Source organism: Ruegeria sp. CG4 (assembly GCF_056537185.1).
The window spans coordinates 526,183-549,611 of the sequence record NZ_JBQFRB010000002.1 but is presented as its reverse complement, the minus strand read 5'-3'; the positions used below and the strand labels follow the sequence as shown (position 1 = coordinate 549,611).

The 23,429-nt window shown below is 59.6% G+C and carries 20 protein-coding genes and 1 riboswitch; of the genes, 4 read left to right on the top strand and 16 right to left on the bottom strand.

Annotated features, from left to right (window positions below; translation table 11 throughout):
* Position 1 precedes the first annotated feature (1 nt).
* Together tcuA and tcuB are read left to right on the top strand one after the other, a co-directional pair.
* Positions 2–1,396 carry an FAD-dependent tricarballylate dehydrogenase TcuA gene (gene tcuA, locus ACR0J2_RS09140; RefSeq protein WP_170807868.1) on the top strand — a complete coding sequence of 465 codons (1,395 nt, stop codon included), beginning with the start codon at positions 2–4 and terminating at the stop codon, positions 1,394–1,396.
* Positions 1,386–2,453, top strand: coding sequence for a tricarballylate utilization 4Fe-4S protein TcuB (gene tcuB / locus ACR0J2_RS09135; RefSeq protein ID WP_480812343.1), 1,068 nt, complete (start codon positions 1,386–1,388; stop codon positions 2,451–2,453). Before tcuA ends, tcuB begins: the two co-directional genes overlap by 11 nt.
* A gap of 54 nt (positions 2,454–2,507) precedes the next feature.
* Here the strand turns inward: tcuB and ACR0J2_RS09130 are convergent, their stop codons facing one another.
* The 13 genes from ACR0J2_RS09130 to ACR0J2_RS09070 all read right to left on the bottom strand — a co-directional run bounded on the left by ACR0J2_RS09130 (position 2,508) and on the right by ACR0J2_RS09070 (position 18,532).
* Positions 2,508–3,515, bottom strand: coding sequence for an iron ABC transporter permease (locus ACR0J2_RS09130; RefSeq protein WP_170681002.1), 1,008 nt, complete (start codon positions 3,513–3,515; stop codon positions 2,508–2,510).
* Position 3,516: 1 nt separating this feature from the next.
* Positions 3,517–4,464 carry an ABC transporter substrate-binding protein gene (locus ACR0J2_RS09125; RefSeq protein WP_170807870.1) on the bottom strand — a complete coding sequence of 316 codons (948 nt, stop codon included), beginning with the start codon at positions 4,462–4,464 and terminating at the stop codon, positions 3,517–3,519.
* An 18-nt stretch (positions 4,465–4,482) separates the two neighbouring features.
* A complete protein-coding gene (locus tag ACR0J2_RS09120; RefSeq protein ID WP_480812342.1) occupies positions 4,483–5,268 on the bottom strand; it encodes an ABC transporter ATP-binding protein in 786 nt (261 codons plus the stop codon).
* Positions 5,265–5,621: a DUF1636 family protein gene (locus ACR0J2_RS09115; RefSeq protein WP_480812341.1), complete on the bottom strand. Its 357-nt coding sequence runs from the start codon at positions 5,619–5,621 to the stop codon at positions 5,265–5,267. The genes ACR0J2_RS09120 and ACR0J2_RS09115 overlap by 4 nt, the downstream gene beginning before the upstream one ends.
* 101 nt (positions 5,622–5,722) lie before the next feature.
* A riboswitch (cobalamin riboswitch) is annotated at positions 5,723–5,925 on the bottom strand.
* Between the two features lie 110 nt (positions 5,926–6,035).
* Positions 6,036–7,772, bottom strand: coding sequence for a Mur ligase family protein (locus ACR0J2_RS09110; protein ID WP_480812340.1), 1,737 nt, complete (start codon positions 7,770–7,772; stop codon positions 6,036–6,038).
* 15 nt (positions 7,773–7,787) lie between these two features.
* Complete coding sequence (gene cphA, locus ACR0J2_RS09105) at positions 7,788–10,589, bottom strand: cyanophycin synthetase (protein WP_480812339.1); 2,802 nt, start codon at positions 10,587–10,589, stop codon at positions 7,788–7,790.
* Positions 10,590–10,604: 15 nt separating this feature from the next.
* Positions 10,605–11,501, bottom strand: coding sequence for a cyanophycinase (locus ACR0J2_RS09100; protein WP_480812338.1), 897 nt, complete (start codon positions 11,499–11,501; stop codon positions 10,605–10,607).
* 56 nt (positions 11,502–11,557) lie between these two features.
* Positions 11,558–12,724, bottom strand: coding sequence for a beta-aspartyl-peptidase (gene iadA / locus ACR0J2_RS09095; protein WP_480812337.1), 1,167 nt, complete (start codon positions 12,722–12,724; stop codon positions 11,558–11,560).
* 101 nt (positions 12,725–12,825) lie between these two features.
* Positions 12,826–13,836, bottom strand: coding sequence for an Ldh family oxidoreductase (locus tag ACR0J2_RS09090; RefSeq protein WP_480812336.1), 1,011 nt, complete (start codon positions 13,834–13,836; stop codon positions 12,826–12,828).
* A 10-nt stretch (positions 13,837–13,846) separates the two neighbouring features.
* The gene (locus tag ACR0J2_RS09085) at positions 13,847–14,434 is read right to left on the bottom strand and encodes a DUF3726 domain-containing protein (RefSeq protein ID WP_480812335.1); all 588 of its coding nucleotides are present in this window, start codon (positions 14,432–14,434) and stop codon (positions 13,847–13,849) included.
* Positions 14,431–16,116 carry a hypothetical protein gene (locus ACR0J2_RS09080; protein WP_480812334.1) on the bottom strand — a complete coding sequence of 562 codons (1,686 nt, stop codon included), beginning with the start codon at positions 16,114–16,116 and terminating at the stop codon, positions 14,431–14,433. The genes ACR0J2_RS09085 and ACR0J2_RS09080 overlap by 4 nt, the downstream gene beginning before the upstream one ends.
* Positions 16,113–17,090 carry a membrane dipeptidase gene (locus tag ACR0J2_RS09075; RefSeq protein WP_480812333.1) on the bottom strand — a complete coding sequence of 326 codons (978 nt, stop codon included), beginning with the start codon at positions 17,088–17,090 and terminating at the stop codon, positions 16,113–16,115. Before ACR0J2_RS09075 ends, ACR0J2_RS09080 begins: the two co-directional genes overlap by 4 nt.
* Complete coding sequence (locus tag ACR0J2_RS09070) at positions 17,090–18,532, bottom strand: aldehyde dehydrogenase family protein (protein WP_480812332.1); 1,443 nt, start codon at positions 18,530–18,532, stop codon at positions 17,090–17,092. Before ACR0J2_RS09070 ends, ACR0J2_RS09075 begins: the two co-directional genes overlap by 1 nt.
* Before the next feature lie 103 nt (positions 18,533–18,635).
* Here ACR0J2_RS09070 and ACR0J2_RS09065 point away from each other — a divergent pair, with 103 nt between their 5' ends.
* Positions 18,636–19,517, top strand: coding sequence for a LysR family transcriptional regulator (locus ACR0J2_RS09065; protein ID WP_480812331.1), 882 nt, complete (start codon positions 18,636–18,638; stop codon positions 19,515–19,517).
* A 99-nt stretch (positions 19,518–19,616) separates the two neighbouring features.
* Here the strand turns inward: ACR0J2_RS09065 and fahA are convergent, their stop codons facing one another.
* From fahA to hmgA, 3 genes are read right to left on the bottom strand one after another with little or no spacing between them, the layout of a single operon-like run.
* A complete protein-coding gene (gene fahA, locus ACR0J2_RS09060) occupies positions 19,617–20,873 on the bottom strand; it encodes a fumarylacetoacetase (protein ID WP_170807878.1) in 1,257 nt (418 codons plus the stop codon).
* Positions 20,874–20,911: 38 nt separating this feature from the next.
* Positions 20,912–21,535: a LysE family translocator gene (locus tag ACR0J2_RS09055; protein WP_170614797.1), complete on the bottom strand. Its 624-nt coding sequence runs from the start codon at positions 21,533–21,535 to the stop codon at positions 20,912–20,914.
* A 6-nt stretch (positions 21,536–21,541) separates the two neighbouring features.
* Positions 21,542–22,897, bottom strand: coding sequence for a homogentisate 1,2-dioxygenase (gene hmgA, locus ACR0J2_RS09050; RefSeq protein WP_170807879.1), 1,356 nt, complete (start codon positions 22,895–22,897; stop codon positions 21,542–21,544).
* Positions 22,898–22,954: 57 nt separating this feature from the next.
* Here hmgA and ACR0J2_RS09045 point away from each other — a divergent pair, with 57 nt between their 5' ends.
* Entirely contained in the window at positions 22,955–23,407 is a 453-nt protein-coding gene (locus tag ACR0J2_RS09045; protein ID WP_170614795.1) for a MarR family transcriptional regulator, read from the top strand.
* Positions 23,408–23,429 lie beyond the last annotated feature (22 nt).

The following is a 23,429-nucleotide window of genomic DNA, read 5'->3' as shown; positions in this document are numbered from 1 at the left end:
AATGGCACCTCAAACCGAAGCTTATGATATTGCAGTGATCGGCGGGGGAAATGCCGCCCTCTGCGCCGCGATGACGGCAGCCGAGGCGGGCGCCCGTGTTCTGATCCTGGAGGCTGCGCCGAAACCCTATCGCGGTGGAAACTCGCGCCACACCCGCAACTTTCGCTGTATGCATTCGGGCCCTCTGGGTCCGCTTGTCGAAGCGTATGGCGAGGACGAATACCTGTCCGATCTTTTGAAGGTGACCGACGGACAAACTGACGAGCGTCTCGCGCGGCTGGCGATCCGCACTTCCGAGGAATGCCTGCCATGGATGGAAGAACACGGGGTCCGGTTCCAGCCGTCGCTTTCGGGGACCCTGTCGCTGGCGCGAACAAATGCGTTTTTCATGGGTGGTGGCAAGTCTCTGGTCAATGCGTATTACAGGACAGCGGCAGGGCTGGGTGTTGAAGTGCTGTACGAGGCTGCCGTCACCCATCTGGAACTGAATAGCGACAGGGTCGAATGGGTCGACTATACCCACGAGGGGCAGTCCCACCGCATCGCACCGAAGGCCGTCATTGTCGCCTCGGGCGGGTTTCAGGCCGACACCGATTGGCTGACCCGTGCCTGGGGACCGGCGGCGCAAAACTTCCTGATCCGTGGAACGCCCTATAATCGCGGTGTGGTGCTGGCCGATCTGTTGGATCAGGGTGTCGAGAATGTCGGCGACCCGACCCAATGCCACGCCGTTGCGATCGACGGACGCGCGCCCAAGTTTGACGGTGGCATTGTCACCCGTCTTGACTGCGTGCCGTTCTCCATCGTCGTGAACAAGAACGCCGAGCGGTTCTATGACGAGGGCGAGGATGTCTGGCCCAAGCGTTACGCGATCTGGGGTCGTCTGGTGGCAGCTCAGCCGGAACAGGTGGGCTACGTGATCATCGACGCCAAATCGCTGAACCTGTTCATGCCGTCTGTTTTCCCGCCGCTTCAGGCTGATACTCTGGATGAACTGGCCGACATAATGGACTTGCCTGCCGGAAAGCTGAAGGCAACGGTCGCCGAATTCAATGCCGCCTGTGGCGACGTTAGCGGCTTCCATCCAACCGAGCTGGACGGAGTTTCCACATCCGGCCTGACACCACCAAAGACAAACTGGGCCCGCCCAATCTCGGAACCGCCGTTCTATGGCTACTCGCTGCGCACCGGTGTGACCTTCACCTATCTGGGGCTCAAGGTCGACGAGACGGCACAGTGTTCGACCCCTAACGGCAAGATCAGGAACCTTTGGGCGGCCGGGGAAACCATGGCCGGCTCGATCCTGGGGCAGGGGTATCTGGCCGGGTTCGGCATGACCATTGGAACGGTTTTCGGACGTATCGCAGGACGTGAGGCCGCCGCTTATGCAAACTGAACTGATACAGGAAGCCCGCCGTCAGGCCGAGATTTGCAATGCCTGCCGGTATTGCGAGGGTTACTGCTCGGTTTTCCCGTCATTGCACGCCGAGCACGCGTTCTCGGATGGCGACATCACACAACTTGCCAACCTCTGTCACAATTGCAGGGGTTGCTATTATGCCTGCCAGTACACCGCCCCGCACGAGTTTGATCTGAACCTGCCTGCTGCTTTGGCCGAAGTGCGCCGGGACAGTTGGGAAAGCTTCGCTTGGCCCCAGCCTTTGGCGCGTCGCTTCCACACCCAAGGAGGGGCAATTGCGCTTGCGCTGGTCCTCGGTTTTGCCGCGCTGTTTTGGGCGATCCGGGCAATCGGGTCTTCTGGCGGCGAAGGTTTCTATGCGGTTCTTTCCCACAATGCGATGGTGGCGATCTTTATGCCCGCCTTTCTGCTGCCGCTGTTCAGCGTCGCCATCAGCTTGCGCCGCTATTGGCGTGCGGTTGACGGAAAGTCAGTCCAATGGGCCGATCTGAAAGCGGCGTTCAAACGCGCCGGGACGATGCAGGATCTTGCCGCCGGCCACGGCGAAGGCTGCAATTTCGAAGATGAAGACCGGTTCAGCCACGCCCGCCGACACGTGCATCAGGCGATCATGTATGGGTTCCTGCTTTGCTTTGCCTCAACCTCGGTTGCGACAGCGATGCATTACGGCTTTGGCCTGCATGCACCCTACGGATTCTGGTCATTACCCAAGCTGCTTGGCGTCTCAGGCGGTATCCTGTTGACCATCGGCTGTGGCGGCATGGTCATGTTGAAGCAGAAATCGGATCGTGACCTTGGCGACACCTCCGCGTGGGACGGAGAAATGGGCTTTATCCTGCTGCTGGGGTTTGTTGGCCTCAGCGGCCTTGTCCTCTACGTGCTCGGCTCGACCACAGTGATGCCCGCACTTCTGGCCATCCATCTGGGATCGGTTCTGACCTTCTTCCTGCTGATGCCCTATACCAAGATGGCACATGGGTTCTATCGCCTCGCCGCACTTGTCAGAGATGCACAGAGGAAGCGCGGCACATAAATGGTTCGCACCAGCCGCTGCTTGCGTCCTGGGTGGAAGGTGGAAAGGGTCCGGTCAGCGGGCTCTGGTCCTGAACAGGAGCAGGAACACGAACGCCGATCCGATTGAGGTTGTCACGATCCCGACAGGCAATTCCTGCGGGGCCAGCAACAAACGGCTGATAATATCCGAGCCCGTCAGCAAAGCCGCGCCGACGAGAGCTGCGGTCGGCAGCAGATGGCCATGCAGCGGCCCCGCGATTCCGCGGGCGATGTGAGGGACCATCAGACCGACGAAACCGATGACACCAGCGACCGAGACGAACACCGCCGTTGCCAGCGCCGCAACAAAGAACATGCTGAACCGCAGTCCGCGCACGGGTACGCCGAGGGTTGAGGCAGTAAGATCGCCGGTCAGCAGCGCGTCGAGCCAGCGGCTGCGGTAGAGAGAAAAGCTCAGGATCAAAAGCAGGCCTGCGCAGACCAGCGGAAACGTCTCCCAGCGGGCCAGGCCCAGACCGCCCAGCATCCAGAAAATCACGGAATGCGCGGCGCGGCTGTCGCCTGCAAAAATCAGGTAATTGGTGATGGCCGAGAACAGGAACGAAACCGCAAGCCCGGCCAGGATCAGTTTTTCGGGCGCGCTTGTGCGTAAACCGTGAACCAGCGCCAGCACGATGCCCGACGCCACAAGCCCGCCGCAGAACGCGGCCAACGGCAGGGTCCAAAAGCCCAGCACGTCGCCGGTCACGGTGATCACAAACACGGCGCCGGCCGCCGCACCCGAGGACAGGCCGAACAGGAACGGATCAGCAAGATCGTTGCGCGTTGTGGTTTGCAGGACCACGCCGACGATGCCCAACCCGGCGCCGATTACGGCCGCGAACAGGGCGCGCGGCAGGCGCAAATCAAACACGATCCGGTGCAAAGGCGACATGTCCCCGTCACTCAGACCGGTTCCCAGCAAGACAGCGGTGAACGTGTCGGAAACCGGAATGGATGTGGTGCCGTAGATGGTTGAGATCAGCAAAAGGGCGGCCAGAACGACCGCCCCCAGCAGAAGTGTCAGGCCAAGTCGGCCCATATCAGTTGAGATCCGGATGCATGGCCTGCGCCATTTTCAGGATCGCCTCGATATTTGCCGGTCCGGGGGTCAGTTCCTCGTACCGCAGGCCAATCCAGGCCTCGTTCTTGACGGCATCGGTCTGGGACATCACCGGATGCTCCTGCAGAAATTTGAAGGTATCCTCGGCGCCGTTGCCGGTCTGGTAATCCAGCAGCACCAGAAATTCGGGGTTGGCGGCCGCCACCGTTTCCCACGAGGTGCGGCCCCAGCTTGTATCCATGTCATGGGTCACGTTTTCACCGCCCGCTGCGGAAATCATCGCATCGGGAATGGCAAACTTGCCCGCGGTGAAGGGCGCATCAGCGGGACCATCTAGAAGGAAAACGCGCGGTTTGGGCAGATCGGCGGTCCGGGTTTCGATCTCGGTCAGTTCTTCTTTCCAACCATCAACCAGTTCCTTCGCCTTGTCTTCGACCTGCATGACCTGGCCCAGGCGCAGAACGTCATCAAACAGCAGGTTCATGCTGGCTTCGGGGCGGTCCTTGTCCAGATGCACGCAGCTTTCGGACAGGATCAAGGTCTTGATGCCAAAGGGTTCCAGCGTGTCAGGAGTCACGTCTCCGCCCGGCTTCATCCCGTAATACCAGCCCGCGAAGAACATATCGGGTTCGACGGCCACAAGGTTCTCGACCGTTGGGTATTTGGGCGCAAGCTCGGGAATGTCGCCGCGCAGCGTATCGAATTCCGGGCTGGTCTTGTACCATCCGGTGATGCCGGTCAGCCCGACGATCTTGTCCTGCAGACCCAGCGCAAAGGCCATATCGGTCATGTTCATATCGTGCACGACAATCCGCTCGGGTGCAGTTTCAAAAACCAGCGGCTTGCCGCAATTGTCGACGGCAATTTCTTGTGCCGACGCACCGCCTGCCAGGGCTGTGGCCAGGACCACCGACCAGATCTGTTTCATTCAAAGATGCTCCTAGGGTTAGTTTGAGACCGAGGTTTTTCGGATATCCAGCGCCGGAATCACGCGGCCCTCATGGTGAAAGTACAGGTAGTCGACGCCAAAGGTTTCCCGGACCTGGTCCGAGGTCAGCACATCGGCCACGGGACCAAAGCCCGTGAGCCGCGCGGATTTCATCATGGCCACATGGGTGGCAAACTCAGGGATCATGACGAGGTCGTGGACGATCATGACCACCGTGATGCCCAACTCGGCAACCAGCGACAGCATCCGCCCCTTGGCGTCGGGATCCAGATGGTTTGTCGGTTCGTCCAGAAACAAAAGCGAAGGGTTCTGTGCCAGAGCGCGCGCGATATGCGCGCGTTGACGTTCGCCCCCGGAAAGTACGCCCATTCGTTTTTCCGCCAGATCACTCAGACCTGTCAGGTTCAAAACCCTGTCCAGTTCGGCGGCGTGGCCCTCTTTCGACCGGTCAGCCCGGATCGGGATTTGCCCCAAGGCCACATATTCCCGCAAAGACAATCTGCTATCCGGCAGCTCGTGCTGGCTGACAACAGCGATCATTCGGGCGCGCTGGTTGGCGGGCATGTGTTTCAGGGTGCGCCCATTGATCAAAACGTCGCCCAGCGCCAGTTCGGCTGTGCCGCACAACAGGTTCAGAAGCGTCGTCTTCCCGGCCCCGTTCGGCCCGGCAATTGCAAGGATTGCGCCTTCTTCCAGTTCAAAAGACGCCGCTTGCAGCAGAACATCACCATTCAGCGCATAGTATTCGACGTCACGCACGGCAAGAAATGCAGAGGTCGTCATGAAGGCTCCTCCAAAATCATTCGGGGCAAACGGGAAAGGGTTTTGTCAAAAAGCGCGCTCGGCCTGTCGGACGCGCAGGTCCATCCATCGGCACTGTTCTGATATTGCAATGCGAATTCGGCCAAGGCCGCGATGTCATGCGGGGTCCGGATGTCGCCGAACAGGTATTGGGCTTTGCCGGTGGCCTGAAACCCAACAGTTGTCGGCTGCGCACACCCGGCCATGCAATCGACCGTGCGAATGGCAAACCCGGACGGCAGCGCATCTGACAACGAAGAGCGTATTTTGTCCGCAGACAAATCACCGTTGCATGCCGAACAGATCAGGAGAATATGATCAGTGGCGTCTGACATGGTCCGCTCCACTTGTTGCCAAGCGCGGACAGAAGGTGCTGATCATGTAAACACGTGACTGACGTGCCATCTAAGCCTCCTTCCAGGGCGCCCCGCCCCGGGTTGGTTGAACACTGATGGCAGGTCTCCTGACTCGCGGGTCCTTGCTTGGCCTTCCTTCCCGGCCCATTCGGCCAGTGGGTGTTTGGCGTCGCTCACCGCTTACAGTTGCGGGGGCAGTTACGGACTTGGCCTTCAGGGCCGCACCGTATTCCCTTTTCATCCCTCGGGTCTTCCTTCGGGAACCATCTTCTAGCTAAGTGCCTCAGACCCGGGCATGCGTCAATACAGAATTATTGGCAGGACAATCGGATGGGCTGGGCAGGGCGGTGCTCGAGTTTCACCGCCCGAGGTCCTCGGATTCAGCGTAGGGGTTCAGTTTTCCAGCAATTTTAAGACTTGCTCGCGCTCGGACAGGACCAGCAACAGGGCAAGATCGCCCGGTTCGATCTGATCCAGTATTGTCCTGCTCGCCTCGGTCGGGGAAGGCGCGCTCAGGATCTGCTCATCCCTAAGACCCTTGTCCATTGCCGCCTGCTTAATCAGCTTTGGAATCTCACCAAGGTTGCGTCCCCGCAGATAGCCCTCAAGCTCGGCAGCGACGACCACATCCGGCTGGAACCGCAAGGCCGTTTGCGTGACATCGATGATGTCCTGATTTGACCGGTCCCCGGCATGGCTTAGCAGTATGAAGCGGCGCTTTGCCGGAAGTCCGGACAAAGCCTCGCACACTGCTGCGACCGAATGTGGGTTATGCGCAAAATCGACAAAGACGCGGGCGCCGTTATGTGAAAACTCGTTGCACCGGCCCGGATTGTCCTTGGCGTCTGGCTTGAAACCGGACAATCCAGCGCGAATGGCCTGCATCGGGATATCCAGTGCGCGGGCCAGACACAGCGCAGTCATTGCATTGAGAATATTGTACCTGGCGGCCCCGCCCATAGCGAGCGGTACATCGTGAACCGAAATCACCGGTTGTTCCGAGAAGCCATCGAAGAACACGATCATCTCGTCCCGCAGGAAGGCACAACAATGTCCTTGCTCGCGGGATTGTTGGATCAGTGCGTTTTTCTGGTCCAGCGAGAACCACCAGATCCTGCAGGACGTGTTCAGCGCCTCATCCCGGACAAAGGGGTCATCCGCGTTCAGGGCCAGAACGCCATCTTTCTTAAGGGTGCGATGCACGGCGAACTTGGCCTGCGCCAACTCCGGAACCGTGTTGACGCCGTACTGACCCAGATGATCATTGGCGACATTTGTGACAGCCGCAGCCGAGGCGGCATGGGTTGGAAGACCCCGGCGCAGGATTCCACCACGGGCAACCTCCAGACAGGCGACTTCAAGCCGCCGGTCGCGCAGCAGCATGCGCGCTCCGCCGGGGCCGGAATAATCACCACGGTCGAGGATGTCGTCGCCGACGCGGACAAACTCTGTCGAGGTCAGCCCGGCAACCTTGCCCGCCGCCCGGGCGATCGCCTCAAGCAGCCGGGTCGTTGTGGTCTTGCCATTGGTTCCGGTGATGAAGGCGACGGGGATGTTGTGCAAGGCGTCCCACTCGACTTCATCAGGCGCAGGCAGAGCGTTCCAGGCCCAGGTCTGGCTTCCGACCCCGTGGCCGATCGAAATCTCGTCGTCGTCACACAGGATATCGACGCCCCGCGCCGAGGCCGCCTGGATCAGGGCGATCAGGGCCGGATTTGCCTCTTTGGCCATGACGTCGCGGACGTTGGCGATCATCTTGTCGAAATCGCCGGGTGTTTCCCCGACCAGCGCCGCGGCACAGAAATGCCATGCGGTCTGGACCGCAAAGATCGCTGAATATAGCTGATCCATCGGCGCTGAAATCGCAAGGTTCACGCCGCCGGTGAATACCCGATATGTCAGCTTTTCTTGGTGCCAGCCGAGCGCATCCAGCACGCGACGTGCATGATGCTGCCACAGCTCAATGACACGCGAAGACTGCTCTTGGTCAAAAAAGACGTCCATGATTGCGCCCGGGTGATCCCAGAGCAACCCGGGCCCGGTCAGCCGGCGCGCATCGTCTACCCGAAACGCGCCACTGGTCGCGCTGGGGATGGTCAGCGCGGTCTCAAGCTCTTCAATTCTGTCCATTCCGGTGCCCTCGGCTCAATCCGCGTCTTCGCTGATTTCGCGGGCCAGACGCACGCCGCGCTCGTCTCGGATCAGGGCCTGATCGCTGTCGAACATGTCCTCGAAAGAGGTCTCAACAGGGGCAGGCTTGCCGATTGCTTCAGCTTCAGGTGCGTCGCCATCCGAATTGAAGTAGATGATCTGTTTCCAGCAGCGGGTGGTGTCGTCGCCGAATATCACCAGCAGATCGCCGGGAGCCGCCATTTCAAGACCCGCCGTCACCGCTTCGACCTCATCAGGGATGATTGTGATCGCCTCATCCGGCGTGCCGCCTGCAATCAACGCCTGCCGCAGCATCTGAGGGATCTCGTCATGCCCGCGTCCGCGACGGCGGTCGTCAGCCTTGCAGATGAAGTGGTCAAAATGACCGGCCAGCGCCGCGCCCGCATCCTCGACGTCCTCGTCACGACGGTCACCGGGCATCGATACGACGCACAGCCTGCGGCCCTTGATCTCCAGCTGATCGGCCAGCGCCGCCATTGCCTTCAGGGCGGCGGGGTTGTGGCCATAATCCAGGATTACCTTGAACGGATGTTCGTCATAAACGTTCATCCGCCCCGGTGCCTGGAAATAGCTGGTGTCAAAGGTCCGCAGCCCGTGGCGGATATTGTCCAGATCAACGCCAAAACTATAGGCCATGGCGGCTGCAAACATGGCGTTCTGCACGTTGAATATCGCCTTGCCTTCCAGTGTCGCCGGGATCAGGTGCGACCAGAGCACGGGGATATGCAGACCGTTGTCGTAGATGGTCAGCATGTCACCGTTCATGCCTTTTTCCAGCACGATGGCCTTGCCGCCTTCCTTGATATGTTCTTTCACAAGACTGTGGCCGGGATTGGTCGTGACATAGAAGATCTGACTTGCCCCGGCATAATCCGCCATCTTCAGGCAGTTGATGTCGTCGGCATTCAGAACGGCCGTATCCGTGGCGCTTTCCACCACGACGCGTTTGACCACGGCAAGCTCTTCGACCGTGTTGATGCCACCCAGCCCCAGATGGTCGGCCGATACGTTCAGACAGGCGGCAACGTTCGAGCGTTGATAGCCCAGGCCCGAACGCACCAGCCCGCCACGCGCGGTCTCCATCACGGCGAAATCGACCATCGGATCGCGCAGCACGATCTGGGCCGACTTGGGCCCGGTCATGTCGCCCTTGACGCTCAGCTTGCCATCCACATAGACCCCGTCGGTCGAGGTCATGCCAACGGTCTTGCCGCTGGTTTTCATGATATGGTTCAACATCCGCGATGTTGTGGTTTTCCCGTTGGTTCCCGTGATTGCCGCAATGGGGATGCGTGTCTTGTCCCCGACCGGGAACAGCATGTCGATCACCCGACCGGCAACATCGCGCGGTTGGCCTTCGGACGGAGCTACGTGCATCCGGAATCCGGGGGCTGCGTTCACCTCGACAATCGCGCCGCCGATATCCTTGTAGGACTTGGTGATGTCGTCGATCAGAAAATCGACACCGCCCACATCCAGCCCAACCGCCATGATGGCGCGTTCAGCCATGTCGCGGTTGTCGGGATGAACCACATCGGTCAGGTCGATGGCCGTGCCGCCTGTGGACAGGTTCGCGGTAGAGCGCAAATAGAAAACCTCGCCCTCCGGCAAAACGGTTTCTTCGGTCACACCGGCGTTTTCCATCAGGCGCTTGGCTTGATTGTCGATCTCCAGCATTGTCAGCACTTTTTCGTGCCCGATGCCCCGGCGCGGATCCTGGTTCACGATGGCGACCAGTTCAGCAATCGTATGCTTGCCATCCCCCATCACATGACCTGGGACCCGTTTGGCGACGGCGACCAGCTTGTTGTTGACCACCAGCATCCGGTGATCAAATCCTGTAATGAAGCTTTCAACCAGAATGGCGCGGCTTCGCGAGTGTTCCTTGGCCTCGGCAAAACCGGCCTCGACCTCGGATTCCGAGTTCAGATTGATCGATACTCCGCGGCCGTGATTGGCATTCAGCGGTTTGACCACCACCGGAAATCCGATCCGGCCAGCTGCTTTTGCGGCTTCGCGGGCCGAATAGACCATGCGCTGTTGTGGCACCGGCAGGCCCAGATCGTTCAGCAGATTGTGGGTATCTTCCTTGTCGCAGGAAATCTCGACCGAGATATGTTTGGTCTCGGACGTGATGGTCGCCTGAATACGGCGCTGATACTTGCCATGCCCGAACTGAACCAGCGATCCTTCGTTCAGGCGGATCCATGGAATGTCACGTTCTTCGGCGGCCTTGACCAACGACCCGGTCGAGGGACCGAATTCCTTGCGTTGGGCACGCAGAACAAAGCTGCGCATCTCGTCGTCCCAATCGAAATCGGGATCGAAATCATAGTCCAGGGCTTCCTTGAGGTTTTGCGGCAGCAGGTGCATCAGCAGGCGCATCGCCAGTTTCCCGGCATCAAGTCCCACGTCGCGCTGGCGGTATTCGTAGACCATATTGTACTGGCCGGGTTCGCCCGTGCCCCGCGTCCGGCCAAATGTCACATCCGTGCCGGCCACGTTCTGAACCTCGATGGCGCAATGTTCCAGCACGTGACCCAGCCAGGTGCCTTCATCCTCGCGCAGACGGCGGATAAAGCCGCCGGGCTCGCGGTAGGAACAGCCATGCTCGGCAAGGCCAGGGAGGGCCGCGACCAATGCGTCGATGAATTCGGGGCCTATTCGGGCCGAGGGCCAATCTTCCAACAATCCCAGATCAATGACGTGTCGAATAACCGGAAAACTTGCCCAGACGTTGGGACCGACGAAGACATTGGTAGAGATTATTTTCATAAGGCTCCTCGTTTGTTAATTGTTCATTTCCCCCCCGGAAGCGTCCTCATCGCCGGACAAATCGGGCAAGGTGCAGAACGCCATATGCTCATCTGGCGGAAAAGCCTGGCGAGCCATCAGGTCATAACGGCACCCTTCGCCCAGAACGTCAAGCCGAAGACCCAAAAGGCTCAGTGCTTCGCCCCGGCGTGCATCCCACATTGAGGAGTGCGTCAGATGGCTGGCATCCACGACCGTGACCGTGCCGCTGCCAACAACCTCAAGGACGTTGTCGGGGCCGATAAAGGCGGCGGTGTCCTCGTCAATTCCAAGGCCGATCAGAAAAGGGTTGAAAGATGAGGCGGTTAGAAGGCGCCCCAGCCGGTTGCGCTGGGTAAAATGCTGGTCGATGATCACCGCGTTGGTCAGGCCCATGCCCGGTGCAAGCGTGATGTTGCCTTCGGCGGGGGCCGAGTTGCTGCTGCCTCCGGCGACCATATGTTCGGACATGATCGACGCCCCGGCAGAGGTTCCGGCAACCGGCACGCCCGCCGCATTCCGGCGGCGGATTTTCTGCGCTACCAGCGTTCCGCCGAGAATCGCCGACAGGCGCAACTGGTTGCCACCAGTCATGAAAATGCCGGTCGCCCGGTCCAGCATTCCGGCGTAATCGGGGTTGTCACAGTCGGCGCGGCGCGAGATGGGCAGGAATTCGACCTGCCCCGCGCCAAGCTCGGAAAAGATGCGGTTATAGTCCGGCCCCGTTTCTTCCAGCATCGAGGCGGTCGGGATCACAACGATGTCGGCATCCGCGCCGCCTGACAGCTCCACGAACTTGCGGTGGATCTGCATTTCCTTCACGCGGTCTTCGCCGCCACCAATCGGAATGATGAACCCGCGAGGGGTGTCTGCATCAACGGGTGCAGGGCACATGTCAAGATTACCTTCTTCGTCCTGATGCGGTGCAGCCGCCGGGGCCGCACAGGCGCTTATGTCTGTTCATACATGCCGCGCCGGGCTATTTGGGCGCTGCGGACATGCCATTCCCCCCGCGCCATCACATGCCGTATGCCAAGGTTTTCGTCAAGAACCACCAGATCGGCGTCTTTTCCGGCGCTCAACCGGCCTTTTCCATGCAATTTCAGCAGGTCGGCGACATTTGATGTCAACGGGCGCAGAGCCTCATCCAGAGGTACGCCCATGCCCACCATCTCGGCCAGCGTTTCGGGCAATGTGTCAGACAGGCCAACGCCAAAACGGGTCAGATTGCCATCGTGGTCGAATGCGGGCAGGCAGCCGCCACCATCGGAGCTGATGGTGAAGCGGTCTGTCCGCCCGCCGGCATCACGAAACTGAACATAGGCTTCGGCAGCGGAAATGCCCGGATCGACATGCGCGCAGGGAAAGGCCGTGGCATCAATGAAACAGCCATGACGGGCAAGGGCGACGGCCTGTTCGAACAGCGGCTTGTTGCGGTTGACGTGGGTCGGATTGAAGACCCGGGCCGGAATTTCGCTGGTCTCGATCGCCTGTTCCAGCATCGAAAGTCCGCGCCCGCCATCCCCCATATGGCAATGAACGATCCCGGCCTTGCCTGTCATCAACCCTGCAACATGCGCCTCGCTGGCAATGCGCAGGAACTCGTCCAGTGTCGGCTGGCTGGAGCGATGATCGCTGATCGCCAGTTCACCGACACCGATGACAGGGTCAAGGAACACGATGTCGCCACGGGCGGACCCGGTCAGCGTGGTCAGCGGGACGTGATAACCGCCCGTGTGGCACCAGGCCGAAAGTCCTTCTGCGCGAAGACCGTAGGCCTGCTGCACCAGTGTCTGCGTATTGCGGGTCAGATCGTCGGTCCCCAAAACCCCAACGACCGAGGTGACGCCCGCCCGCGTGAACGAGGACAATACCATCGGCGGCACCCGGCTGGCAGGTCCGGTTTCGCCGCCCCCACCCGTGATGTGGGCATGGCCGTCGATCAGACCGGGCACAACCGGCGCGCCTTCGGCATCCAAGACGTCAAACTGCAATGGCCCGCCCAGATCAGGCAGGTCCCGGCCCAGATAAACGATCTGTCCGGCAGCGACCAAAAGATGACCGATCCCAAAGGGCTCGGGGGTAAAAAGATTGGCATTCCTGATCAGGGTCAGCATATTTGCGGTCCGTCATATACAAAACGAACGTTCTTTATTTGACCCTTTCGCAAAGCTCAAACAATTCCGTGCGATTACCTGTGGATCATGTTCCGCCAGATTCAGTTCAAGAAGGTTTCGATTTTGTCCAGGGTGGCAACATTGACAGCCACCCCATCGGTCTGTGACGCAGCGCGCTTCGCGCCGCGACCGTCCCCCGGAAGATGGGCGCCCGACTGCGCCCTGATTGAATCTACCAGCGCGCCTATCCCAGTGGCGAAACTGTCGCCGGATGTGGCGGCGGGATCGATTGCAATAAAGAACTGGCCGGTCTTGGGTGGGCCACCGGCGGTACCCGAAAACGGCGATGCATGGATGCCCAGTGTGGCTCCGGTCAGCGCGGCGGCCATGACCTCGGTCAGCAATGCAACGCCCACGCCCTTGTAGCCGCCGGACGGCGCCATCGAGCCTTTGAGGCCGACATTGGGGTCGGTTGTCGGGTTGCCATCGGGATCCAGCGCCCAGCCGACAGGAATGGCCTTGCCTTCGCGCGCGTGTTTCATCACTTCGCTTTTGGCGATGGTGCTGGCGCTTTGATCAATCAGCAGCGATGGCTGCCCGTCCGGGCCGGGAACCGCAACCGAGAACGGGTTGGTGCCAACCACAGGTTTCGATCCTCCGGATGGTGCGATCGAAGCGGGGGCGTTGGTAAAGCCCAGACCCACCAGACCGGCCTGCGCCAGCCGATATGTATGATATCCCAGAACACCGCAGTTATAGCTGTTGCGGATTGCAAGCACTGCCACGCCCTGCTCGCGCGCAGCCTTTGTCAGCGCCTCGAACCCGAGATCGATGGCGGAATGTGCAAAACCCGTCGCCGCGTCGACGTTGATGACACCGGGGCGCGGGCGGGTCAGTACGGGCTCGGCCCGACCATCCACCTTGCCGCACTGCACATGCTCACAATAAATCGGGATATAGGCGAGGCCGTGGCTGGCAACGCCATCCGCTTCGGTTGCAGCGGTGGCCACTGCCAGCGGGCGGGCGTTGGCCTCAGTGGTGCCTGCAGCGACAAGCGCGCGAAAGGCCAGATCTTCGATTTCTGCGAGGGTCAGGGTGCGGGTCTCGATCATGGGTTTCTCTTCAGTCATTGTCGGAAAGCCCGGCACCAGCACCCAATAGGCGGGAGGCTTCGGTGGCGGGGGCGTAGGTGCGGTGGGCAAACCTGTTCAGGGTCTCCCAATCCCCTGGGTTGGGGGTGGCGCGGGATTGCTGTGGCGCGATGCTGGTCAAATCACCGCTTGGACGGATTTCAACGCGATCGGCACGATTGGGCAGCGCATCGGAGGTTGAAACAACGGCTCCGTCAGTAACAATCTCAGCGCCATCGCAGGTGATTGCAATACAAGAATCCAGTCGACGTGCGGCATAGGCCGCAAACGGCACCAGAAGCAGTGGGCACTCGACTTGCCGCAATACTATAGGGTCCGACTTCAGAATATGCGCGCTGTCGGACAGGTATGCGCCGTTTGAAAGGGGACACGGACCGCGTTCACTTGACCGGATCGTTTCTTGTTCCAGCAGCCGCACCAGCGCTCCGATACCGTCCAACCCCTGCGTGCAAAGCCAGCGTGTTGCCTTGCCGGCTTCCTCGGCCAGTCCCCAACTGTAGCCCGCGCCGCGTGCGGCCCGTTTGGCCGTGGCCTCAACCTCGTTCAGGGAATAGCTCATTCCACAGCCTCCGGGTAAACCCACAGATCCGCCGTTTGAGGGGTCAATTCCTCGGGGTAGGGCGCGCCTGAATACATGCAGATGCGAACCCATCGGTCTGACCGCGGATCGAAATGGGTTGCTCCGAAAAACGAGAGTTTGGCACGCAACATGTCGATGGGCAGAACATCTGCACTGATCGTATTGTCACGGATTTCGCCGTAGGGCGCGACGCATGACATCTGAGCCCGTCGAACCGTATGCCGGTGTTCCGGGTGTTGCAGCAGAAACTCAGCGATGGGTGCGTTGTCCTGCCAACTGGCAAGCTGCTGGCAGGCAAGTGCCGCATCACGTGCTGGTGCCAGCGGTTGTTCATAGTCCGAGATCGGCTCCTCGAACCGCTCACCCAATCTGGGTTCCAGCTTTTCTTCCGAAACATACCAGGCCCGGGCGCAATTCTGCGGGTTGTCCCAATCAACATCCAGTGCCCAGTCAAAGCTTTTACGGATCAGCGAACGGACCTGTTTGACCGTCATCGCGCCGTCGATCAGATGCGCCTGCGTATTGCCGTCGGCCATGCAGCTTGCCAATCCATCCACAAGCTCGGGGTAGGGTTCCATGATCAGCGAGACGACCAGTTCCTGACCTTCTTCGCTGAGCGTGTTCTCGGACCAGCGCACAAGCCGGTCCCAAGGATGGTTCTGCGTCAGGTCATCCTGTTCCAGATAGTCCGAGATGGCCTTCAGATCAGCGTTCAGAGTCGCCAGTTTTTCAATCTGTATCGGGTGATCCGACCGCCACCATGAAGTCGACAGCTTGCTGCGGTCAAAGATGTTCAGGAATTTTCGAACTTCGTCGCTGGATGCAGTTTCGATGCCGCGCACGCGGGCGATGGCCTCTTCCCGTGCCATGATCCAATTGTTGAACAGGATCGGATGGTTGACGATAAACGGCGCCATTCCCAACCCTGTGGAATTGCCGATACCCAGCCAGCGTGCGATTTGCGGGTCAAGCACCGCAGCCTGTCCATTACCTTTGACATTCGCCATATGCTGTACCAGATCGCGCACAAAAACCCGGGTCAGGTAGACTGACAGCATCTCGATCTGGAACGGACCGCTGACTTCGGAACGATCTGCCGTTATCTCGCGATCCGCCGCGCCGAACTTACCGGAACCGTAAACCGCCGTGGTCCGCATCAGATAGCCGACCTTGTAAATCTGCTCCAGCTCGGGCTGTTGTCCGGCGGCAAGACTGTCGACAACATGGGCCCACAAGCGAACGGACCGGTTGGCCCGGGACAAGGACAATTCGCTTTCGCTGACGCGCCCCGCCTCTTGCAGCGGGACATTCCTTGACAGTCGCGCGATATCCTCGGACGTCGGAACCCCGTCAAACAGTGTGAAAGTGGCATCCCACGCCTCGGCAATTACCCGGTCCGAGCGTTGTTCGGGCGGCAGGTCATGGGCAAACGCGACCAGAGAATACGCGCGCTCGGGACCGCAAGCGGTATAAACCGCATGGCCGACACCGTTGTCATCAATCTCAAAGACCGGGCGAGAGAAAACCCAGGCCTCCTCCGCCATGCGCCGCGTCAGTTGCCGCATGAAGCTGAGGCGACATTGATGCAGCGAGCCCAGGCGGGAAAGGCGCATCACCTTCGCAGGATCACGTCGCGCGATATGAGGGGCCGGGGGTGTCATGCGCGTTGGGGTCCGAAGTTTTCATCAAAGAACCGATACCAGTTGCCGCCCATGATACCGGCAATTTCGTCTTCGCTCATGCCGACGGTACGCAATCCGGTCTCGATGCTGCCGAAATCGCGATTGTCGCGGAACCAGTCCGGCATCGGCGGAAAGCCGGGATTGCTGGCCGAGCCTTCGCCGTAATCGATCTCTTTCGTCCAGCGCCCTACACGCATCCATTCGACCACACTGTCGGGCTGGTCCTGGCACAGATCGGTGCCGATCCCCAGATGCTGAACGCCGTATGTGTCGGCGGTACGCGCGATCATCTCACAGAAACTTTCAATCGTGCATGCGGATTTGTCTTTCAGGTGATGAGGGTAGACCGAAAAGCCGAGCATCCCACCATTTTCCGTCACCGCACGAATAACCTCCGCGCGCTTGTTGCGCAGGGCCGGAGACCATTCGTGCGGATTGGCGTGAGTGATGGCAATGGGACGCTCGGACAGTTCGGCGGCCTCGATGGTCGACCGGTCTGCCGAATGGCTCATGTCGACCACAAGGCCAACGCGGTTCATCTCTTTGATGACCTGTTTGCCCATGCGGGTAATGCCGGTGTCTTCGGCCTCGTAACAGCCGGTCGCCAGAAGGGACTGGTTGTTGTACGTCAGTTGCATGAACCGCGCCCCAAGGTCATGCAGGATTTCCACCAGCCCGATATCGTCCTCGATGGGGCTGGGGTTCTGAAATCCGAAGAACACTGCCGTCCGGCCGGTATCGCGGGCTGTGTCGATGTCGCTGGCCCAACGGCCTTTCATGATCAGGTCCGGATACTGCTCGAACCAGCGGTTCCACTTTTCAAAGTTCAGAACCGTTTCGCGAAAGTTCTCGTGATACGAAATGGTGACGTGGATCGCGTCCACACCACCTTCGCGCAGTTGGCGAAAAATCTTTTCCGACCAGTTGGCGTATTGCAGCCCGTCAATCCGCATCAGACGGGACCCGCGCTGATATAGGCTGTTTTGACGGTGGTGTAGAATTCGGCCGCCGCCTTGCCCTGTTCACGCGGGCCATACGAGCTGTCGCCGCGCCCGCCAAAAGGCACGTGATAGTCGGTTCCGGCGGTGGGCAGGTTGACCGTGACAACACCGGTACGTGCATTGCGGCGGAAGTGCGTGGCGCGGGCCAGCGACTTGGTGACAATGCCCGAGGTCAGGCCAAAATTGGTGTCGTTCACCACGCTAAGCGCTTCGTCATAGCTGCCAACTTTGATGACGCTGGTCAGGGGCGCGAACATTTCCTCTCGGTTGATGCGTAAGTCGTTGGTCGTGTTCAGGAACACGCCGGGGGACATGTAGAACCCGTCATGCGGCATATCGAGCAACTGGCCGCCACAGGCAAGCTCGGCGCCTTCGGATTTGCCAAGCTCCACATAGCTCAGGTTTTCCTTGAGCTGCTGCTGACTGACAACCGGCCCCATCTGCACCCCATCCTGCAGGGCATGGCCGACCTTCATGGCCTTCGCACCGGCCACGAGCTTTTCGACAAACGCATCATGCACACCGGCATGAACGACCAGACGCGAAGACGCAGTGCATTTCTGACCGGTGCCCCCAAAAGCGCCGCCAAGCGCCAGTGTGACGGCCAGATCCAGATCAGCGTCATCCATCACCGCCAGAGCGTTCTTGGACCCCATCTCCATCTGTACCTTGGTCAGGTTCTGGATGGCGGCAGCAGCGATGCCCTTGCCGACCGGAACCGAACCGGTGAACGAGATAGCGTTGACCTTTGGGCTTTCCACCAGTCGTTGGCCAATGGATCGGCCTGAACCCATGACAAGGCTGAACAGACCCTTGGGGATGTCCTGCCGTTCGATGATTTCGGTCAGGGCCACAGCCGAGGCCGGTGTGATGTTCGCGGGCTTCCAGACAACCGCGTTGCCATAACACAGCGCCGGGGCGATCTTCCACGAAGCGGTCGCGGTGGGAAAATTCCACGGGCTGATGATCGCCACGACGCCAACCGCTTCGCGGCGTACGTCAATCTCGACACCCGGCCGGACACTGTCTGCATTTTCACCGATCTGACGCAGGCATTCTGCGGCGTAATAGGTAAAGAACTGGCCTGCGCGATAGACCTCGCCCTTGCCCTCGGCAAGCGGTTTGCCTTCCTCTCGTGATAGCAGCGTGCCCAACTCTTCGGCGCGCGACATCAGCTCATTCCCGATATTCATCAGAACGGCTTGCTTGCGCTCGGGCAGATAGGCCTTCCATTCGGCCTGCGCAACGCGCGCCTGATCCAGTGTCGCGTCCAGCTGGTCCGGGCTGGCCTGCGCGAACATGCCGACCAGATCGCTCAGGTCCGAAGGGTTGCGGTTTTCAATTTCGCTTTCGCCCGCCAGCCATTCGCCGGCGATCAGGTTCAGTTTGGTCACAATGCGCCCCAGAGTCGAAAAACAGGATTTCTGACAGGATGGCTTTTTGCAGCAACATCAGTCAAACTCAAATAAGTTAAGAAAACTTCAGGAATCTTGAACCATGGCAGTCAAGATCGAAACTTTGCGGTGTTTTTGCACCGTTGCCCAAACCGGTCAGCTGAATGAAGCCGCCGACAGGCTTGGGCGGACGCAATCCGCCGTGTCGATGACATTGAAGCAATTTGAGGAACACCTCGGCAAAAAACTGTTCGAGGGCGAGCGCAAGAACCGTCTTTCACCTTTGGGGCAGCAGGTATTCGAGCTTGCACTGAAACAGGTTCGTCAATTCGATCAAACCGTGCAGAACATCGAAGCGGCAGCGGATGCCGAACACGGCCTGTTGCGGATCGTTTCGGTCCCGTCGGTTGCGGCGCTGGTTTTCCCGGCGGCGCTGGCGCATATGACGCAGCGGTTTCCCGGCTTAAAGATCGAACTGCGCGATACGGATACTCAGCAGGTGCTTGATGCGCTGGTCGAGGGCAAGGCTGATATCGGAATTGCCTCGGGCCACCACGCACTGAACGGGTTCCGGGCGATTGCCCTGTTTGAAGACCTGTTCGGATTGGTTTGCGCGTCGGATCATCCGTTGATCAAAGCTGAAGCCGCACCGACAATTGATGACGTCGCATCGGCTCCGTTTATCCGGAACGCATTGTGCGGCCTGATCCGCTCGCCGCGATTTGTGCAGGCCATCGAAAGTGCGGATGTCACCATCCACAACACACACTCGCTTGTAACGATGGTGCGCACAGGCAGATGGGTGACGGTTCTTCCGCAAACCGTTGCCCGGTTCATCCCCGAGGCGACGGCCTTCCGGCCCATTTCGGACCTTGCAGACAAAAGGCAGGTCTATCTTTATGTCAGCGAACGGTCACGGTTTCAGGACATGACTGATGAGATCAGTGCCTTCATTCAGGGCCTTGATCTGGGAGGCGGGCAATGATGACGCGGAAGACATGGTGACTACAAACGCACCACAGTCTTGCAATGGAGACCCCCGCCGATGCCTGCCTGCAGGACCGGCGGAAGTCTCCAATAAAACTCAGGACTTATAGGGGTCAGACAGTGCCGGCAGAACGGTTCCGACGCAATCACCGAACCCGATGACATACCCATCCCCTTTGGCCGCACCTTTCAGAGTCAGTGTGTCACCGTCCTCGATGAAACTGCGTGTCTCTCCGCCGTCCAGCGTAAGTGGTTCCTTCCCACCCCAGCTGAGTTCCAGCAAGGATCCACGTTCGGCTTTTGTCTCGCCCGAAATCGTCCCTGACCCAAGCAGATCACCTGCATTCATCGGACAACCCGATGTGGAGTGATGGGCCAACTGTTGCGCAGCGGAATAGTACATCTCGTTGTAGTTCGTTCGCGCGATGGTGGTGGCTGCCTTGCCTTCGGGCGCCATCGTGACCTCCAGCTCGATGTCATAGAGCATCGGGCCGCAATCCTTGAGGTGATCCAACAATTCGAACTCACGCTCCGGTGTGTCACACCGGAAGGGTTCAAGCGCTGCCTTGGTGACGATCCACGGGCTGATCGAAGTCGCGGTGGCCTTGGCCTGAAACGGGCCCAGCGGCTGGTATTCCCATGCCTGAATATCGCGCGCGGACCAGTCATTCAGCAGGACATAGCCGAAAATATGGTCATCTGCCGTCTGAACCGAGATCGGACCATCGGACGGAGTGCCGACAATTGCCCCCATTTCAAGCTCGATATCGAACCGGCGGCTGGGCAAAAATGTCGGCAGATCCTGATCGGGCGATTTGAGCTGCCCCCAAGGGCGGCGAATATCGGTGCCCGAAACCACCACGGATGAGGCGCGCCCGTTATAACCGATCGGGATATGCAGCCAGTTCGGCGGCAACGCATTTTCGGGGCCACGGAACATTGTCCCGACGTTGAAGGCGTGATTCCGGCCCGCGTAGAAATCGGTGTATTCGCTGACCGCAAAGGGCATGTGCAACTCGGCCTCATCCTGTCGCACCAACAGTGGCTGGACCTTTGCCTGTTCGTCCGACCCGTCGGCCAGCAGGGCGGTCAGCCGATCGCGCAATGCGCCCCAGACGGCCGGGCCTTCCTCCATCACCGGGTTCCAAAAGGGCAAATCGAAAAGCGGCTCGTCACCCAAGTTGATCAGACCTTCGGCCTCGGCAGAGGTGACGTCCAGGATCATGTCTCCGATGGCGACGCCGCAACGGGGTTCTTCACCCTCGGTCGAAAAGACCCCATAGGGCAGGTTGTTCAGCGGAAACGGGTGCGTCGCGTCATTGGCCGAAGCCACCCAGGATTTTTTCAAAGGCATGGTCTGTCCTTTTTGTGTCTTGTGGCGTGATGCCGCCGTTATGCTGTCGGGCGGAGGGATTTCAACCCAAGCAGGATTGCCGCCAGTATCATGAAAATGCCGCCCGCCCGGTCAAGCCAAAGCCGCGCCTGTCCACTGAGCCGTCTGGCCAGCCAGCTTGCGCTGCCGCCATAGGCCGAAAGGAACAGGCCGTCCATGACCAGATAGGTCGCCGACAAAACGGCAAACTGCGGCCAGAACGGGTAGGCGCCGTCGATGAACAACGGGAAAAGGGCGGCAAAGAACACCACGGCCTTCGGGTTTGCCGCAGACGTGATAAACCCTTGCGCCCAAAGTGATTTTCGGCTTGTTCTGACGGCTTTCTGAAGCGTCTTGCGTTCAGCCCGCAGGATGGATCGTGCGCCAAGAAAAACCAGATACGCCACGCCGAGCCATTTGATCACGGTCAGTGCAATGCCCGATGTGGCAATCAGCGTCGCCAGCCCAAGACCCGCCGCCAGCATTTGCAGCAGATTTGCCGTCAGATCCCCCGCTGCCGTGAACAGACCCCGGGAAAAGCCGTTGGCCGCCGAGTTTGACAGCATCAGCAACTGGCTCGGCCCCGGAGTGCTCATCAACAGCAGGACGGTTCCGACATAGGTGATCCAGATGTCCAGGCTCATGGCTGACTACTTCTTTCCAGGCGTTCCATCGAACTTTTTCTCAAGCGAAGTCCAGCAATCGATGTAGTCATCCTGCAAGGGCGCCTTGTTGGCTGCGAAGGGTGTCAGATGCTGCGGGAACCGCGTTTCGAACATGAAGGACATGGTGTTGTCCAGCTTGTCCGGACCCAGGTTGGAATTCGATGCTTTTTCAAAGGCATCCTTGTCGGGTCCATGTGGCAGCATCATGTTGTGCAAGCTCATGCCGCCCGGAACAAAGCCCTGCGGTTTGGCGTCGTACTGACCGTAGATATTGCCCATCAGTTCGGACATGATGTTCTTGTGATACCAGGGCGGGCGGAACGTATCCTCCATCACCATCCAGCGTTCGCGGAACAGAACAAAGTCGATATTGGCCGTGCCGGGTTGCCCGGACGGGGCGGTCAGGACGGTAAAGATCGACGGATCGGGATGGTCGAACAGGATTGCGCCGACAGGGCAGTAATTGCGCAGATCGTATTTGTAGGGCGCGTAGTTTCCATGCCAGGCCACGACGTCCAGCGGGCTGTGCCCGATCTTTGTCGTGTGGAACTGTCCGCACCATTTGATGGTCACCGTCGATGCCGTCTCGCGATCTTCAAAAGCCGCAACGGGTGCCTTGAAATCGCGGGGATTGGCCATGCAGTTCGCGCCGATGGGGCCGCGGCCGGGAAGTTCGAACTTCTGCCCGTAATTTTCGCAGACAAAGCCGCGCGCCGGGCCTTCCAGCACTTCGACCCGATAAACCAGACCGCGCGGCAGGATGGCGATCTCTTTCGGCTCCAGGTCGATGATGCCCAACTCGGTCGCAAAGCGCAGGCGGCCTTCCTGCGGCACGACCAGCAATTCGGAATCGGCGGAATAGAAATAGTCATCCACCATGGACTCGGTGACCAGATAGATATGGCTCGCCATTCCGACTTGCGTGTTTACGTCGCCTGCTGTCGTCATGGTGCGCATTCCGGTCAGCCAGGTCAGCTTTTCCTGAGAATGCGGGACCGCGTCCCAGCGATACTGGCCCAGGCTGATCACATCCGGATCAACACAGGGCGCAGATTTCCAGTGCGGCAGGTCGATCTTTTCGTAACGGTGTGAATGCTTGACCGAAGGGCGGATGCGATAACACCAGGTCCGCTCGGGCGGGTTGGCGGTAAAGGCAGTGCCGCTTAACTGCTCGCCATAAAGGCCATAGTTGCATTTCTGTGGGCTGTTCATGCCCTGCGGCAGCGCACCCGGCAAAGCCTCGGTTTCGAAGTCGTTGCCAAAGCCGGGCATGTAGCCCGCGTGGGTCCCGACCGGAGTGCTGGCCTGGGTCAGTTTGTGTGGATCAGTCGGACGGTTCATCCTGTGTTCCTCCATTTGCTGCTTGTCGGGTAATAGTTGATTTTGTAACTAACAAGTATGGCAAAGCCCGATTCACACAAAAAAGATGACTTTGATCTGCAGGAATTCCTGCCGTTTCTTCTGAACATGGCAGCGGAAGAGGTTTCGCTTGAGTTCCAGCGCATTTACAAAGGGCGGCACGGCATGCTGCGCACCGAATGGCGCGTGCTGTTCCATCTTGGCAATTTCGGGGAAATGACCGCTAAGGAGATCGGCCAAAGGGCCAAGGTGCACAAGACCAAGATCAGCCGGGCGGTTCAGCGGCTGGAACAGCGCCGTTACCTGGCGCGTACCCAAAGCGATACGGACCGCCGGGTCGAGCATCTCAGGCTGACGGACGCCGGCACACGCGTATATCGCGAACTGCGCGACATCGCCGAGCAATATGACGCAAAGCTTGCCAATGCGTTTTCCGATGACGAGGTTATCCTGCTGCGGCAAATGCTTCGGAAGCTGGCGGGAATGGTCTGAGCACTGGTAATTTGCCGTCCCT